At 58.8% G+C, this 15,064-nt stretch carries 15 protein-coding genes and 1 tRNA gene; 11 read left to right on the forward strand and 5 right to left on the reverse strand.

The annotated features are described in order from the left end of the window. Positions 1 to 195: 195 nt before the first annotated feature. The 6 genes from CLAC_RS09365 to CLAC_RS09390 all read left to right on the forward strand — a co-directional run bounded on the left by CLAC_RS09365 (position 196) and on the right by CLAC_RS09390 (position 6,665). Complete coding sequence (locus tag CLAC_RS09365; protein WP_053413385.1) at positions 196 to 1,785, forward strand: acyl-CoA carboxylase subunit beta; 1,590 nt, start codon at positions 196 to 198, stop codon at positions 1,783 to 1,785. Positions 1,786 to 1,889: 104 nt separating this feature from the next. Beyond that, positions 1,890 to 3,518: an acyl-CoA carboxylase subunit beta gene (locus tag CLAC_RS09370; RefSeq protein ID WP_053412689.1), complete on the forward strand. Its 1,629-nt coding sequence runs from the start codon at positions 1,890 to 1,892 to the stop codon at positions 3,516 to 3,518. Next, entirely contained in the window at positions 3,515 to 3,769 is a 255-nt protein-coding gene (locus CLAC_RS09375; RefSeq protein ID WP_053412690.1) for an acyl-CoA carboxylase subunit epsilon, read from the forward strand. Before CLAC_RS09370 ends, CLAC_RS09375 begins: the two co-directional genes overlap by 4 nt. Positions 3,770 to 3,890: 121 nt before the next feature. Next, on the forward strand, positions 3,891 to 4,763 hold the full coding sequence (locus CLAC_RS09380; protein ID WP_053412691.1) for an ABC transporter substrate-binding protein: 873 nt from the start codon (positions 3,891 to 3,893) through the stop codon (positions 4,761 to 4,763). Between the two features lie 67 nt (positions 4,764 to 4,830). After that, positions 4,831 to 5,841: a FecCD family ABC transporter permease gene (locus CLAC_RS09385; protein ID WP_053413386.1), complete on the forward strand. Its 1,011-nt coding sequence runs from the start codon at positions 4,831 to 4,833 to the stop codon at positions 5,839 to 5,841. 11 nt (positions 5,842 to 5,852) lie between these two features. Next, positions 5,853 to 6,665, forward strand: coding sequence for an ABC transporter ATP-binding protein (locus tag CLAC_RS09390; RefSeq protein ID WP_053413387.1), 813 nt, complete (start codon positions 5,853 to 5,855; stop codon positions 6,663 to 6,665). Positions 6,666 to 6,679: 14 nt separating this feature from the next. Here the strand turns inward: CLAC_RS09390 and CLAC_RS09395 are convergent, their stop codons facing one another. Both CLAC_RS09395 and CLAC_RS09400 read right to left on the reverse strand, forming a co-directional pair. Next, positions 6,680 to 7,177: a hypothetical protein gene (locus CLAC_RS09395; RefSeq protein WP_053412692.1), complete on the reverse strand. Its 498-nt coding sequence runs from the start codon at positions 7,175 to 7,177 to the stop codon at positions 6,680 to 6,682. Positions 7,178 to 7,179: 2 nt separating this feature from the next. Continuing rightward, a complete protein-coding gene (locus CLAC_RS09400) occupies positions 7,180 to 7,401 on the reverse strand; it encodes a helix-turn-helix transcriptional regulator (RefSeq protein ID WP_053412693.1) in 222 nt (73 codons plus the stop codon). A gap of 155 nt (positions 7,402 to 7,556) precedes the next feature. Here CLAC_RS09400 and CLAC_RS09405 point away from each other — a divergent pair, with 155 nt between their 5' ends. Next, positions 7,557 to 8,159: a Maf family protein gene (locus CLAC_RS09405; RefSeq protein ID WP_053412694.1), complete on the forward strand. Its 603-nt coding sequence runs from the start codon at positions 7,557 to 7,559 to the stop codon at positions 8,157 to 8,159. An 84-nt stretch (positions 8,160 to 8,243) separates the two neighbouring features. On the opposite strand, the gene CLAC_RS09410 is transcribed toward CLAC_RS09405, so the two are convergent. Beyond that, a complete protein-coding gene (locus CLAC_RS09410; protein ID WP_053412695.1) occupies positions 8,244 to 9,299 on the reverse strand; it encodes a Cj0069 family protein in 1,056 nt (351 codons plus the stop codon). 547 nt (positions 9,300 to 9,846) lie between these two features. On the opposite strand from CLAC_RS09410, the gene CLAC_RS09415 reads away from it, so the two are divergent. The 3 genes from CLAC_RS09415 (at position 9,847) to CLAC_RS09425 (ending at position 13,461) form a co-directional block, all read left to right on the forward strand. After that, a complete protein-coding gene (locus CLAC_RS09415; RefSeq protein WP_053412696.1) occupies positions 9,847 to 10,755 on the forward strand; it encodes a sulfurtransferase in 909 nt (302 codons plus the stop codon). 331 nt (positions 10,756 to 11,086) lie between these two features. Further along, a complete protein-coding gene (locus tag CLAC_RS09420) occupies positions 11,087 to 12,874 on the forward strand; it encodes an acetyl/propionyl/methylcrotonyl-CoA carboxylase subunit alpha (RefSeq protein ID WP_053412697.1) in 1,788 nt (595 codons plus the stop codon). Positions 12,875 to 13,056: 182 nt separating this feature from the next. Then, positions 13,057 to 13,461 carry a hypothetical protein gene (locus CLAC_RS09425; protein ID WP_245621855.1) on the forward strand — a complete coding sequence of 135 codons (405 nt, stop codon included), beginning with the start codon at positions 13,057 to 13,059 and terminating at the stop codon, positions 13,459 to 13,461. Here the strand turns inward: CLAC_RS09425 and cobF are convergent. Beyond that, positions 13,458 to 14,306 carry a precorrin-6A synthase (deacetylating) gene (cobF, locus tag CLAC_RS09430; protein WP_082313319.1) on the reverse strand — a complete coding sequence of 283 codons (849 nt, stop codon included), beginning with the start codon at positions 14,304 to 14,306 and terminating at the stop codon, positions 13,458 to 13,460. The genes CLAC_RS09425 and cobF overlap by 4 nt on opposite strands. Further along, a complete protein-coding gene (locus tag CLAC_RS09435) occupies positions 14,254 to 14,538 on the reverse strand; it encodes a cg0963 family protein (RefSeq protein ID WP_053412698.1) in 285 nt (94 codons plus the stop codon). Before CLAC_RS09435 ends, cobF begins: the two co-directional genes overlap by 53 nt. A gap of 331 nt (positions 14,539 to 14,869) precedes the next feature. Here CLAC_RS09435 and CLAC_RS09440 point away from each other — a divergent pair. After that, positions 14,870 to 14,942: transfer RNA gene (locus tag CLAC_RS09440), tRNA-Arg, on the forward strand. Positions 14,943 to 15,064 lie beyond the last annotated feature (122 nt).

Raw genomic sequence — 15,064 nt, forward strand, 5'->3', positions numbered from 1 at the left:
CCTCCCCATTTTCAATACTGCTTCCGCCCCACCGACTAACACCGTTGTGCAGTGACAATTGTCACACTCCATCCCCTTTACTTATTTCGTCCCCAAATACTAAATTCTCCTAACATGACTATTCCCTCACATTTGGTAGTGGACGGACAAAAAAGCTCACAGGGGTCAACCCCGGTCGGCAGCTCGGAAAACCAGCTGCTCACACAAACAGGCCCACTTACCACCGCGGCACGCAACGAGGATCTTCTGCGCAGACGAGCGGAAGCGACGATGCCAATGGGCGCCCTTGCCCACGAAAAGGTTCGTGCGGCCGGCCGCATGACTGCCCGCGAACGCCTCGATTATCTCCTCGACGAAGGCTCCTTCGTCGAGTTCGATGCTCTGGCCCAGCACCGCACAACCGCCTTCGACATGCAGAACAAGCGCCCCATCACCGACGGAATTATCACTGGCTGGGGCACCATTGACGGCCGAGAGGTCTGCGTATTCTCCCAGGACGGCACCGTTTTCGGCGGTGCCCTCGGAGAGGTCTACGGCGAAAAGATGGTCAAGATCCAAAAACTCGCCATCACAACTGGCCGACCACTCATTGGACTCTACGAAGGAGCCGGCGCGCGCATCCAGGACGGCGCAGTCTCCCTCGATTTCATCGCGCAGACCTTTCACCACAATGTCCGCGCAAGCGGCGTAATCCCCCAGATTTCTGTTATTTTCGGCGCTTGCGCCGGAGGCAACGCCTACTCCCCTGCACTCACCGATTTCGTGGTCATGGTCGAAGAGAGCTCACGCATGTTCGTCACCGGCCCGGATGTGATCAAGACTGTCACCGGCGAAGAAATCACCCAGATGGAACTTGGCGGCGCCGACACTCACATGGAAATCGCAGGCAATTCTCACTACACCGCCTCCGACGAAAAGGACGGCCTCGACTGGGTCTGCGACCTTATCGACTACCTCCCCAACAATCACGGCACCACACCCGAGGCATGGCCAAACACGGCCGAGGCAGAAATCACCGAGCTCGACCGTGAGCTCGATTCAATAATCCCCGATGCCCCCTCCATCCCCTACGACGTGCGCGATGTAATCCGCACACTTTCCGACGACGAGGACTTCCTGGAGATCCAGGAAAACAGGGCCGGCAATGTCGTCATCGGCTTTGGAAGAATCGAGGGCGAAAGCGTCGGCTTCGTGGCGAATCAGCCACTCGAGTTCGCCGGCTGTCTAGATATTGATGCAGCGGAAAAAGCAGCTCGGTTCGTCCGCACCTGCGACTCTTTCAACATTCCCCTAGTGCTGCTCGTCGACGTCCCAGGATTCCTTCCCGGAGCCAACCAGGAACACCAGGGAATCCTGCGCCGAGGGGCCAAACTCCTCTACGCGTACGCCGAAGCAACCGTGCCAAAGATTACCGTGACAATGAGGAAGGCCTACGGTGGCGCCTACTGTGTCATGGGCTCAAAGGGACTGGGCGCAGACGTCAACCTAGCATGGCCGACCGCGCAGATTGCCGTAATGGGCGCGGCAGGCGCAGTTCGCTTCCTCCATCGGCGCGAAATCAAGGCGGCGGAGGCGTCGGAAAGCGACGTCAAGGCCCTCATCGCAGACTTTGAGCGTCAATACGAGGGCCACATGCTAACCCCTTACCGTGCCGCCGAACGGGGGTTAATCGACGAGGTAATCCTCCCCTCCGAGACACGCATCCGCGTGGCGCAGAGCTTGCGTCTCCTCAGGGGCAAGAAGGTCCCCTGGCCTGCACGCAAGCACGGAAATATCCCGCTGTAACACCCCATAGTTTTGAACACTTAACCTCACTGTTGAGAGTTCATTCGTTAACAGCGGTCGCCCCCGACTACCTCCCCCCGTTGTCGAAACGTAAACTAGGGACCATGACGACTGCCGCAAATACATCAACCGGTGAAACCCCGGATTTGACCACCACCGCCGGAAAGCTAGCTGACCTGCGTGCTCGCCTCGCCGAGACTCAGGCACCGATGGGCCAGGCGTCCATCGAGCGCGTTCACGACAAGGGAAAGCTCACCGCCCGCGAACGCATTGAGTTCCTGCTTGACGACGGCTCGTTCGTAGAGGTCGACGCCCTCGCACGTCACCGTTCCAAGAACTTCGGCCTGGACGCCAAGCGCCCGGTGACCGATGGTGTTGTTACTGGCTACGGCACCATCGACGGCCGCAAGGTCTGTGTGTTCTCGCAGGACGGCGCTATTTTCGGTGGCGCACTGGGCGAGGTTTACGGCGAGAAGATTGTGAAGATCATGGATCTCGCAATCAAGACCGGTGTCCCGATTATCGGCATTAACGAGGGCGCGGGCGCCCGTATCCAGGAGGGTGTTGTTTCCCTCGGCCTGTACTCGCAGATCTTCTTCCGCAACACCCAGGCGTCCGGCGTCATCCCGCAGATTTCCCTCATCATGGGCGCCTGCGCCGGTGGCCACGTCTACTCCCCGGCCCTGACCGACTTCATCGTCATGGTCGACGGTACCTCGAAGATGTTCATCACCGGCCCGGATGTCATTAAGACAGTCACGGGTGAAGAGGTCACCCAGGAAGAGCTCGGTGGTGCAGGTACCCACATGGCCACCTCGGGTACTTCCCACTACACCGCTTCGGACGACGAGGACGCGCTGACCTTCGTCCAGGAACTCGTCGGCTACCTGCCGTCGAACAACCGCGCAGAGGCCCCGCGCCTCGAGGCAGACCCGTTCGAGGGCTCCATCGCGGACAACATCACCGAGGCGGACCTCGAACTCGATACCCTGATTCCGGATTCCCCGAACCAGCCATACGACATCAAGGAAGTTATTACCCGCCTGGTCGATGACGAGGATTTCCTTGAGATTCAGGAAGACTACGCGCAGAATGTCGTAATCGGCTTCGGCCACATTGAGGGGCGCTCGGTCGGCTTCGTCGCAAACCAGCCGATTCAGTTCGCTGGCTGCCTGGACATCAAGGCTTCCGAGAAGGCCGCGCGCTTCGTCCGCACCTGTGATGCCTTCAACATTCCGATTGTCATGCTGGTGGACGTCCCGGGCTTCCTGCCTGGCACCAACCAGGAGTTCGACGGCATCATCCGCCGCGGCGCGAAGCTCCTCTACGCTTACGCAGAGGCTACTGTTCCGAAGATTACCGTTATTACCCGTAAGGCTTACGGCGGAGCATACTGCGTCATGGGCTCGAAGGACATGGGCGCCGACATCAACCTGGCATGGCCGACCGCACAGATTGCGGTTATGGGTGCTTCCGGCGCTGTCGGCTTCATCTACCGCAAGGAGCTCAAAGCTGCAGCGGCCGAGGGCAAGGATGTCGTCGCACTGCAGAAAGAGTACGAGCAGGAGTACGAGGAGACTCTGGTCAACCCGTACATGGCTGCTGAGCGTGGCTTCATCGACGCTGTTATCCCGCCGAGCGAGACCCGCGGTCAGCTGATTGAGGGCCTGCGCCTGCTGGACCGCAAGGTCGTCAACGTGCCGGCCAAGAAGCATGGGAACATTCCGCTGTGATAGATTCCACCAATACCCCAGCATCCGAGGACGCCGCAGCAGCGCCTGCCGCGCCGTTCATGTCCATACTCAAAGGCAACCCGACACCCGCACAGACCGCAACTCTTGCGCTACTGTTCGCAGGCATGGCTAACGCAGCCGGGGCTGAAGAGGACAAGGGCCCGCGTAACCAGTGGGGCCGGCTGGAGGAAGGCTTCCACCAGCCGCACCAGTACGTTCCGGGAACTTTCCGAAACGTCCACTTCTACTAGTAGTTTTCATCGCTGATGGTGAGGGCTCACACCCCCGCCTTCTCCCAGCGGTCTGACATCATAAAGGCCACCAATGAAAGTTCAATGGTGGCCTTTTACTGTGTTCACTACACTTGAACTTATGAAGAGAAATGCCGTACTAGCCGGACTGGCCGCTTTCGCCCTGATACTTTCGGGATGTTCCCCTTCAGCTGAGGACTCGACGGACAGCAGTGCTGCCGCCGAGCGCATCGTTTCGTTGTCTCCTACTGCGACGGAGACGCTGTACGAAATCGGCGCGGGCAATCAGGTGGTTGCAGTTGATTCGAACTCGAATGTGCCAACCGATGCTCCTCGACGTGATTTCAGTGGTTTCAAGCCCAATCCTGAGGCTGTTCTCGCCGAGAACCCCGATCTTGTTATTGCCAGCGACGACACTAACGGTCTCGGAGAGGCACTGGATGCAGTTGGGGTCAAGCTCCTGCTTCTTCCTGCCGCCACATCCTTCGAGGATGCGTACCAGCAGGTAGAGAAAATTGGCGAGGCGACCGGACACCGCAAGGAATCGCAGCAGGTCGTCGAGGAGATGCGCACCGGCATTAGCAAAGCCGTCCAGGAGGTACCCGAAAAGATTCGTAATTCAGGACTGAGTTACTTCCACGAGGCTGACCCGAGCCTCTACAGTGCTGGTGGCGGCACTTTCATTGGTCAGGCCTATGGACTGCTTGGGCTGAAGTCCATTGCAGGTGACAGCGCTGATTATCCGCAGCTGTCGAACGAGGCTGTCATCGCTGCTAATCCGGATTTCATTTTCCTCGCCGACCACGGTTCGGCAGGCGGGGTAACTCCCGAGGCTGTCTCTGCCCGCCCCGGCTGGAATGAAATTGATGCGGTGAAAAGCAATCGGATTGAGCCGCTCGATCCTGACCTTGCTAGTCGCTGGGGGCCGCGCCTGCCGGAGTTGATTCGCTCGATTGCGACTGTTCTGAAGGCTTACCAGCCTGCTCACGCCTAAGTGGTTTTAAGGAAACAAGCAAATCTTGTGATACCTCATCTTGAATTTTTCGTACCCGGGCGGCGAGATGTTTAAAGGAACGCTGTCAATCACGGTGGGCATCTGCGCGGTTGTTGCAACGCTCATTCTCGGTATTTTCATTGGGGCTGCGCCGCTTCCCGTCGCTGGAGTCTTTCATACTTTGTCGTTTGGCTTACTCGGTGGCCCCGATTCCGCCCTGAGTGCTCGGGAGTCGGCGATTCTGCTTAACGTCCGCCTTCCCCGTGTCGCGATGGCGGCGCTCGTCGGAACGGCCCTGGCTATTGCCGGCGCAACCTATCAAGCTGTGTTTAGGAATCCCCTGGCAGACCCGTACCTATTGGGAATTTCATCGGGTGCAGCCCTCGCGGTCACGGTGGCTATTTTGTTCGGCGCTGCCGCGGCGATGATTCCGATCGTGGGCTTCGCGGGCGGGATCGTAGCGGTGGTGGTTACCTATATTGCGGGCAATTCTCTGGGGGATCGGTCGTCGCCCGTCACCGTTATCCTTGCTGGTGTGGCTGTCGCGGCCTTCGCTAATGCCGCTCAGCAGTTCCTTCTCCAACGTAATGAGGACTCGCTGCGCATTATTTATGGCTGGATGTTGGGCCAGCTTGGCGCATCGTCGTGGAGGGGTGTCCTCTACTCGGCGATTCCGGTGCTGGTAGGTGTCGTCGCGGTCCTCATGTCCGCGCGTGCCTTGGATGTCTTGAGCGTCGGGGATACGGAGGCCGCGTCGCTCGGACTGAACGTAGGCGGTGTCAGGGTCGCCCTGGTCGCCGCCGCGACTCTAATTGCGGCTGCTTCAGTGAGCGTGTCCGGGCTGATTGGTTTTGTGGGAATCATTGTTCCTCATGCCCTTCGGATTATCGTCGGGCCGGGCCACAGGCTGCTTCTGCCTCTAGTTGCGCTGTGGGGTGCCGCTTTTCTGCAGGTGGCGGACATTGTGGGGCGAACCGTCATGTCGCCGGCTGAGGTCCCCGTCGGCGTGGTCACCGCCGCCGTCGGTGGCCCGTTCTTCCTGTATTTGCTGCGTCGCTACGGAAGGTCGAAGTCTTGATGATTTTTCCCATGCTTTTCGCACGCGTGACCGAGCCCGGTCGCGTAGATGATGCGTCGTTGGGCGCGGTCGAGCTACGCGATGTTTCTTTCACATATCCCGGCAGCTCTCAACCGGTTTTGTCATCCGTGCAGCTTCGGGCGAGTGCTGGCCAGTGGGTTAGCTTGATCGGCCCGAACGGCTGTGGCAAGTCGACGCTGTTGCGCTGTATTGGTGGTTTGTCTCATTCCACGGGCGAGCTTGCTGTCGGTGGTATTGACCCGCGCATGAGCCCCCGCGCCGCAGTCGCACGGCGAGTGGCCCTTATGCCGCAGCAGCCCGTGGTCCCCGAGGGAATGCTTATCAGGGAGTACATAACCTTGGGTCGTGCACCGTATAGAGGTCGCGGCCAGCAGGTTGTCGACGATGTCGTCGTCAGGTTGGGGCTGGAGAAGTACGTCTCGCGTCGTCTTACTGATGTTTCCGGTGGTGAGCTCCAGCGTGTCGTTTTAGCGAGGGCTTTGGCCCAACAGCCTACGATTTTACTTCTCGACGAGCCCACGTCCGCCCTCGATATTGGCAAGGCGCAGCAGGTGATGGAGCTGGTGGATGGCATTCGCAAAGAATCCAAGCTCACCGTCATTGCTGCGCTGCACGACCTGACTCTCGCAGCGCAGTACAGCGATAGGGTCGTGTTCTTGGAGCATGGGTGTGTTATTGCTGATGGCGAGCCTTCCGATGCACTGACTGAGGATCGTATTGAAGGTGTCTATGAGGCCTCGGTCCGTGTCATGGAGCAAAAGGGCGCCCCGGTTATCATTCCGGAACGCCCTACCTGGTCTTAGCCAGTCAATCTGAGTCAGTCGATATCCTCATCGAGCTCTCGATCGAGCCTGCGCTGGTCTCGGTCGCGCACCGCAGGGTAGATGACCTTGAAGGCAAAGAGTACGGCAGCAAGTCCCATGCCGACACCTACGATAGCTTCAGTTAGGTAGCCTGCCAGCTCCATTCCAATCATCATCTGCGATCGGGCCATACCGGCGATCCACAGCAAGATGATGACCCCCAAGGCCACGGCTTCCCCCTTGGAAATCCTATTGATTCGCGGCAGCGGAATCCTTTTCCTCAGCCAGCCCTGCCCGATGAGAAGGGAGAAAAGCGGCACGAGGAAGATCGCAACCGCCGCGGTCTCCATGTTCTGCCCCGGCATGGCCCAAATCAGCACGACTGCCAGCAGGTAGCACAGCCACATCATCGCGGTGAAGCCGACTGTAGAAGACTGGTGCAGCAGCATGCGCTGGTATTCGTCATCGACGGTCGCTTCGTAGCGATGAATTACGGAGTCTGCGTATGACATTTCTACTCTCCTTCTTCCGCAGTGGAATCAAAGATTTCTTCGACTGTTTTCCCTAATACTTTGCAAATTCCTAGGGCCAAGTACACCGACGGTGAATAGTTGCCGCGTTCGATGTTGGCGATTGTCTGCCGGGAAACTCCGACTGCTACCGCCAGATCCGCCTGGCTCAATTCCGCCCAACGCCGGTACTTGCGCACGAGGTTCGAACGATTTTCTTCGCCCACCTTGCCAACCTCACTTAACTTATTGTCAACTTTACTTTACATATAAAGATCCGCCATGACAAGTATCTTTTACATTTTTGCCCGCACCCCGCCTATGGCCGCCCCGTCAATGCTCTATCTGTGCCCATCGGCCGGAAGCCCTACACTGATTATCCATGAGCACCCCCCGCATCGTCCTTGCATCCACATCCCCCTCTCGCCTATCAATACTGCGCGGTGCCGGGATTGAACCCATCACCGCTGCACCCGAGGTTGATGAAGACACACTCATCGCCTCGCTTGCCGACGCCTCCCCCGCCCATGTCGTCGAAACACTCGCGAAAGCGAAAGCACACGCCGTAGCAGAAAGATTCCCCGACGATGTCGTTATCGGAGGCGACTCAATGCTCTTGATTGATGGCGAGTTACAAGGAAAGCCACACACGGTCGAGCGGACTATCGCTCGCTGGCAATCCCAGCGCGGCCGCACGGCAGAGTTGATTACCGGGCACTGCATCGTCACTCCTAAGGGAGAGCATGTGGAGGCGGCGATTACCACTTTGGACTTCGCCGAGGTGAGCGATGAGGACATCCGCGCATACGCGCAGACCGGGGAGCCCCTCAAGTGCGCTGGCGCTTTCACTCTCGAGGCCATGGGCGGCTGGTTCATCGACGGAATCAACGGCGACCCATCGAGCGTGATTGGACTCTCGCTGCCAGTCGTGCGGCGAGCGCTCTACAGGTACGGTTATTCCGTCTCACAGTTCTGGAATAAGTAAACAAAACCGCATTCCTGCGACCTCGGAATTCGGGCCGCCGGAATGCGGTCTTGCAGCTTTTAGGCCAGCTCGGGCGGGTTGAGACTACTTAACGGCCTCAACGCGCTTGATAGCTTCCTGAGCGACGAGCTCTTGGATGCCCATGTCGAGCTCGGAAGTGAATCCGACGCAGGAGCAGTTGATCTCGCCGAGGACGTAGGTATCCTCGCCGTTTTCACCGTCGGCAAGCATGAAGTCGGCGGTCCAGATCAGCGGGATGTTGTCACCCCCGAGCTTCTCGGCGATAACCGGACGAACCTCGGCAAACATGTCAACGAGATCCTGCCAATCCTCCGGCTTGTCGTAGGTGTACTTAGCGCCAGAGAACAGGGTTGCAGAGAAGTTGTCCCCACCGGCTGCCGGCTTCTTGTGGACGACGAAAACCGGGTGCGGGCCGACCAGCAGAATACGAATCTCCCCCTCAACAATGCGCGGCATGAAGCGCATATCGACGAGCATGCCATTGTCTCCGATGATGTACTGGTCACAGAAGTCCATGAACTCGCCGAGCTTGCGAACCTCAGTGTGGTTGTCGACGGCCTCGGTGCAGCGCAGCATGGTGTCGAGCGGCAGAGCGGTGCCCGGCTCAACGGAGGCTGCGAGCTCCTTGTCCTCCAGCTGAACACGCCAAATGCCGGAACCCGTGGAGCCGCGGTTCTGCTTCAGGACGCGCTCACCGTAGGACAGGGAGGTCGGGAAAGTCTTGTGGAAGGTCTCGACATCGTAGTATGCGGCGGTGTCGGCCGGAACCAGGTCGGTGGTGTTCAGCTTGACCAGTGCATCCTTAGCGCCGTAAGCCATCATCTCGACCGGAGTGGACATACCGACGAGCCCCGCGCCGGAGAGCTTGGTGAGAAGCTCGAAGTAGCCCTTCTCGCCGCCTGGAATGTTGCCCGGATTAACACGGGAGATGTAGCCGTCAAAATTCTCGGAGACATAGTCGAAGATGGCGTCCGACCACTCCGGACGGTAGTAGACGACCTCGGAGGACCAGCCAGCTTCGCGAATTGCGTTGACGATGGGCATGGTGTCCTTGCGATGGCCATCAAAGTACTTGTCCGAGCCGCCTTCGACCTCAAAAACGACGATGTTCTTGTGCACAGATACTCCTTTTTGGATGGTGTGGGGCATGGGGCACTTTGACGCCTTTAAAGACTCTGGCATATAAGCACCGAGCGAACCGCAAAGTCATCTCGTTTCGGACGCCCTTATTGCCCGTTTCCTTCGGTCAAGCCAACATTTTTCTACGCTGGCTCTTAGGAAAATTTTAGGCCATTTACTGAGCTGACCGCCTACCCAAATGCCCGGTTTTACCCCCGACTGTGAGCCGTATCCCAGCGCCGCACGAGACAGCAGCCGACCAACTGATTTCGCAGGTCACAGAGCCGTGGCTCTGGGGCCACCCGACACGCCAAACCGTCGATTCTTCACGCCCACCAAATCCCGAATCACTTCGCTCCAAGGAACAGCACAGAGCGCATCGACGCCCGGCAATGTTTCCGCCATTGCACCGATTAGCAAGAAGTTACACCGGGCGCTTAGCCCTGTCTCCACGCTGGGCCGTAGACTAAATGAGAATAGACATTGCTTCGATTTTCAAACTTGTCACAAATAGACCCTCGACTAGTTACGCGTTAAGGGAGTTCCGATGGTCGCCCCGTACGATCCGCACCCAATTTTTCAGCAGTACGCCCACCCCGAGCGAATTGTCTCCAGTTCTTGGCTTGCCGCCCGGCTGGGCACTCCGGGACTCAAGGTCGTCGAATCCGACGAGGACATGCTGCTCTATGACATCGGGCACATCCCCGGAGCGGTCCGCATCGACTGGCACCGCGACCTCAACGACCCCGTGATGCGCGATTACATCAGCCCCGAGGCCTTCGCCGAGCTCATGAGCTCCAAGGGCATCTCCCGCGACGACACCGTGGTGATTTATGGGGATAAGTCGAACTGGTGGGCCGCGTACACCCTCTGGGTATTCGAGCTGTTTGGACACCCCGATGTCCGCTTGCTCAACGGCGGTCGCGACGCCTGGATGACCGAGGAGCGTGACACAAGCTTCGAGGTGCCCGATTACCCACGCACTGATTATCCCGTAGTCCAGCGCAACGACGAGGCCCTGCGCGCATACGCCAAAGACACCCTCGAGGCCATTGGCAACACCCCGCTGATTGATGTGCGCACGCCCGAGGAGTACGCCGGCACCCGCACTCATATGATCGATTATCCGCAAGAGGGCGTTCTGCGCGGCGGACACATTCCGACGGCAGTAAACGTCCCGTGGAATCAATCGGTACACCCAAACTCCCGGTTCCGTGACCGCGAGGAACTAGAAGAGATCTATGCCGGTGTCGAGCAAAGCTCCGACACCATTGTCTATTGCCGCATCGGCGAGCGCAGCGCGCATACCTGGTTTGTTTTGCGATACCTGCTGGGCTACGAGAACGTTCGCAATTACGACGGCTCGTGGGTCGAGTGGGGCAACATGATTCGGATGCCAATCGCGCAGGGCTCCGATCCCGGTTCGCTTGACGACGGGCAGTCACGAGCACGCTAGCCACATCGCAGTGCCCCACATGGCCGCTCCCCTCATCGGGGGAGCGGCCATTGCACTACAAATCACTTCTTTTATCTACAAATCAAGTTTTTTGCAGTGGTGACACCTACCAAAATCACACCCTCACACTTTTGAACACTGCTCAAGGCAACAATTCCTACCCCCTTATGTAGCGCCCAAAAGAAGGTCCCTCCCCCTTTCTGTGCCACAATAGAGGCGTTGGGTTGCACGCTGTTAGCTACTGACCGGCTACAACGTGCCCTATGAATATTTGTCGCAAATCACTGCCCTGTAGACACCGGGTTAACGGGTCTCGGGGCAACCACGAAAAATGGAGGATTTCGTGTCCGAGCAGACCACTGAAAAAATCACGAAGGTTCTCGTCGCCAACCGTGGCGAGATTGCTGTTCGCGTAATTCGCGCCGCGAAAGACGCGGGCATTCCTTCCGTCGCCGTCTACGCTGAGCCGGATGCGGATGCTCCTTTCGTGAAGATGGCAGACGAGGCTTTCGCACTGGGCGGCACCACCTCCGCAGAGTCCTACCTCGTTTTCGACAAGATTCTGGATGCGGCTAAGAAGTCCGGAGCCAACGCCATCCACCCGGGTTACGGCTTTCTGTCTGAAAACGGCGACTTCGCCGAGGCAGTTGAGAACGCTGGCCTGATTTGGATTGGCCCGTCGCCGGAGTCCATTCGTGCACTGGGCGACAAGGTCACTGCTCGCCACATCGCATTGAAGGCCAATGCTCCGATGGCTCCGGGTACCAAGGAGCCGGTCAAGGATGCCGACGAGGTTGTCGCCTTTGCCAAGGAACACGGTCTGCCCATCGCCATTAAGGCAGCTTTCGGTGGTGGCGGCCGCGGCATGAAGGTCGCCCACAAGATGGAGGAGGTCGCTGACCTCTACGAGTCCGCTACTCGTGAGGCTGTCGCTGCTTTCGGCCGCGGCGAGTGCTTCGTTGAGCGCTACCTGGACAAGGCTCGCCACGTCGAGTGCCAGGTTCTGGCAGATAAGCACGGCAACGTTGTCGTCGCCTCCACCCGTGACTGCTCTCTCCAGCGCCGCTTCCAGAAGCTGGTCGAGGAGGCTCCGGCCCCGTTCTTGACCGAGGAGCAGGACCAGCGTCTGCGCCAGTCCGCAAAGGACATCTGCAAGGAGGCTGGTTACTACGGCGCCGGTACCGTTGAGTACCTGGTCGGCAACGACGGCCTGATTAACTTCCTCGAGGTCAACACCCGCCTCCAGGTTGAGCACCCGGTCACTGAAGAGGTCACCGGCCTCGACCTGGTTCGCGAGCAGTTCTCAATCGCCGAGGGGCGCGAGCTCTCCCTGAAGGAAGACCCGGAGATGCACGGTCACGCCTTCGAGTTCCGCATCAACGGCGAGGACGCTGGCACCAACTTCATGCCGGCCCCGGGCACCATCACCAAGTACGTCGAGCCGTCCGGCCCTGGCGTCCGCATGGACACCGGCATCAAGGAGGGCGACGTCATTGGTGGACAGTTCGACTCCATGCTCGCGAAGCTGATCGTCTGGGGCAAAGACCGCGACGAGGCCCTGCGCCGCTCCGCTCGCGCACTGGCTGAGTACGAGGTTGAGGGCCTGGCTACCGTCATCCCGTTCCACCGCCACATCGTGGAGAACCCGGCATTCGTCGGAAACGGCGAGGGCTTCGGCGTCTACACCAAGTGGATTGAGGAAGAGTGGGAGAACCCGATTGCTCCTTACGATGGCGATTCTGACGCTGACACTGACACCATTCCGGCACAGAAGGTTGTCGTCGAGATCGATGGCCGTCGTGTAGAGGTTGCCCTGCCGGGCGACCTGGCTCTGGGCGGCGGCGCAGGTGGCGCTAAGAAGAAGTCCAAGAAGAAGCGTGCCGGTGGCTCCAAGAAGGCCGCTTCCGGCGACGCTGTCGTTGCCCCGATGCAGGGCACTGTCATCAAGGTCAACGTTGAAGAAGGCCAGGAAGTCTCCGAGGGCGATACCGTGGTCGTTCTCGAGGCCATGAAGATGGAGAACCCGGTCAAGGCTCACAAGGCCGGCGTTGTCACCGGACTCTCCGCAGAAGCTGGCGCGGGCGTCGGCAAGGGCGATGTCCTGATGGAGCTGAAGTAAGACCTCGGTCAGGCTGCGCCAGGAACATCTAGTTCAGCAGTCAGCCTGAATCCGGTGGCCTGGGAGCTTAACCTCCAAGGACGGGGTCTGCCATGACCTTTCGAATCGTGGCGGGCCCCGTTTTGCTATCTGGTGTCCGAGCCTGCAACCGCGCTGGCAGCAATCCCGATAAAGTGGCTTACATGGAACCGATGGAAGTCAACGCTGGCCGATTCTACTGTCGCCCCCTCCGCCACGATTCTCGCGTCGATGACGCGCCTGTCACTTCGCGTATTCTCGGCTTGGCTAACCAGGACGCTGTCGCTAAGTTTCTCATCTCGTCGACGGCTGACTGGGAATCAGACACCGCTTATCGCTTCGCTGTCGCCGAGCAGACAAATGTGGAAATGCTGGCGCTACTCACCGTCACTGCGGTAGGCGAAGATAGCGTCACCGTCGAGGTTCTCGCCGACGACGACCTAGACCGAGTCCTTCCCAACGACGATAAGGTACTGCAGAAGGTCACCCTCGGGGACGGCGTAAAAGCAGCGAAGGAAGCCGTCCACCGCTGGGTGGAGGGCTTCCTTGGTAAGAAAGTTGTCGCCTAGGACCCGCTACGCAAGAGGTAGATATCCATAATCCACCCGTGCTCAGCTCGCAGTTTCTTTTTCAACTCTGCAATTTCCTCGCCGGCTTCACCGACGAGGCCACGCCGTAACGTCTGCAAATCCGTCCCGAGGAACGCACCCCAGAGAATCTCCTCCTCTGGGGCAGCATGATCCAGCCACGCCGCTCCGCCGTCGAGCATGACGACCGCATCCGTACCTGCCGGACGCTGAGCCAACTTTCGGCCGGTTGTGATCAGCACGGGCTTGCCAATCTGATTCAAGCACTCTCCGTGCGCCGCGGTCAGCGCTGAGATTGCCGTCACGCTCGGTATAACCCGGGAGTTGACCTCAACCCCAAGACCACGAACGCGCTCGAGAATCCGCAACGTCGAGTCGTAAAGGGATGGGTCCCCCCAGACGAGGAAAGCACCGCGCCTGCGACCGTCCCCACCGAGGTGGTTAAGAAAAGCGTCGGCAAGCAGCTCCGCGCGGCGCTGATGCCAGTCGCGGACAACCTTCCCGTAGTTTTCGGGAGTGCGATTGCGGGGCGGATCCGCGACCGCGACGAGCTCAACATGAGGCGCGTGAGCATCGAGAATGCTCTTCCGTGCTGCGAGCAGGTCGGCTTTGTCGCCGCCCTTGTCGAGGGCAAAGACTACATCGACATTGCGAAGAGCGCCGATAGCCTCGAGCGTTATGTGGCTTGGACTACCGGCGCCTATCCCAATGACGTCAATATCTACGCGCCCGCGGGGGCCGTTTGTACCGGCAGCTTCACCGGGCGACTCGTGATTACTGATGATTGGTCGGGTCTCCCTCGTATCCGAACTGCTCAGCCATCTCATCCGGAGACAGGCCGGCCATCGAAGCGGTCATATTCACAGCGGTAGCCTGCTTCAGGTAAGTCTCGCAGGCGTTGGCCATGTACTTGGAGTCGTAGACGTTCATCTCGAGGATAGGGGTCAGCGAACCATCATCATCCATACGGGAGACCAGCAGGTGTGGCTGGTCGGTATCCGTCGTCATCGAGCACTTGATCTTGATGCCGTTGACATCCGTGAATGTAGGCTTAATCATGAGTCATCCTCCTCCATCGAAGCGACGCGGTTACCAGTGCCAGCGCGACAGCCGGCGCAAAAGTCGCTCGTTACAAACCATGTTAGCCAGTTTCGACATTCCACCGGCGACGGCTAAAACACACGGGGGTAATGCCGCAGCACGCTGCACTAATGCGCCTGCGCCACACTCCTGTCGGCCGCGCTGGCAGGTCACCGCGCGTGAACACCGACAATCCCAGCCCAATTGCCAATTCCACGATTCGATGCGTTAAAGTAGTGAGGTATTTTTCGAGGACAAGAAAACCTTGGGAGTACATGCGCATCCAATGATTTAGTTCCTTGGCTGCGCTGCCCTAGTAGCTCAGTGGATAGAGCACGGCTCTCCTAAAGCCGGTGTCGGAGGTTCGATTCCTCTCTGGGGCGCATCATAAAGACCCGCTCTCACCTCTCGTTTTACGAGGTGGTAGCGGGTTTTTACTTGTTTATCGGCGTTTATCTTTACGCCTGATTACGCCCTATTCTGCGACTTTTTGAGCCAAAAGTGA

It is taken from the genome of Corynebacterium lactis RW2-5 (genome assembly GCF_001274895.1).
GTDB lineage: Bacteria > Actinomycetota > Actinomycetes > Mycobacteriales > Mycobacteriaceae > Corynebacterium > Corynebacterium lactis.

Bases quoted from the DNA above. Each gene is read 5' to 3' on its own strand.
- CLAC_RS09385 (WP_053413386.1), top strand. From the start codon at position 4,831: ATGTTTAAAGGAACGCTGTCAATCACGGTGGGCATCTGCGCGGTTGTT.
- cobF (WP_082313319.1), bottom strand. From the start codon at position 14,306: ATGAGATGGCTGAGCAGTTCGGATACGAGGGAGACCCGACCAATCATC.
- CLAC_RS09380 (WP_053412691.1), top strand. From the start codon at position 3,891: ATGAAGAGAAATGCCGTACTAGCCGGACTGGCCGCTTTCGCCCTGATA.
- CLAC_RS09415 (WP_053412696.1), top strand. From the start codon at position 9,847: ATGGTCGCCCCGTACGATCCGCACCCAATTTTTCAGCAGTACGCCCAC.
- CLAC_RS09420 (WP_053412697.1), top strand. From the start codon at position 11,087: ATGGAGGATTTCGTGTCCGAGCAGACCACTGAAAAAATCACGAAGGTT.
- CLAC_RS09370 (WP_053412689.1), top strand. From the start codon at position 1,890: ATGACGACTGCCGCAAATACATCAACCGGTGAAACCCCGGATTTGACC.
- CLAC_RS09435 (WP_053412698.1), bottom strand. From the start codon at position 14,538: ATGATTAAGCCTACATTCACGGATGTCAACGGCATCAAGATCAAGTGC.
- CLAC_RS09395 (WP_053412692.1), bottom strand. From the start codon at position 7,177: ATGTCATACGCAGACTCCGTAATTCATCGCTACGAAGCGACCGTCGAT.
- CLAC_RS09405 (WP_053412694.1), top strand. From the start codon at position 7,557: ATGAGCACCCCCCGCATCGTCCTTGCATCCACATCCCCCTCTCGCCTA.
- CLAC_RS09425 (WP_245621855.1), top strand. From the start codon at position 13,057: ATGGAACCGATGGAAGTCAACGCTGGCCGATTCTACTGTCGCCCCCTC.
- CLAC_RS09390 (WP_053413387.1), top strand. From the start codon at position 5,853: ATGCTTTTCGCACGCGTGACCGAGCCCGGTCGCGTAGATGATGCGTCG.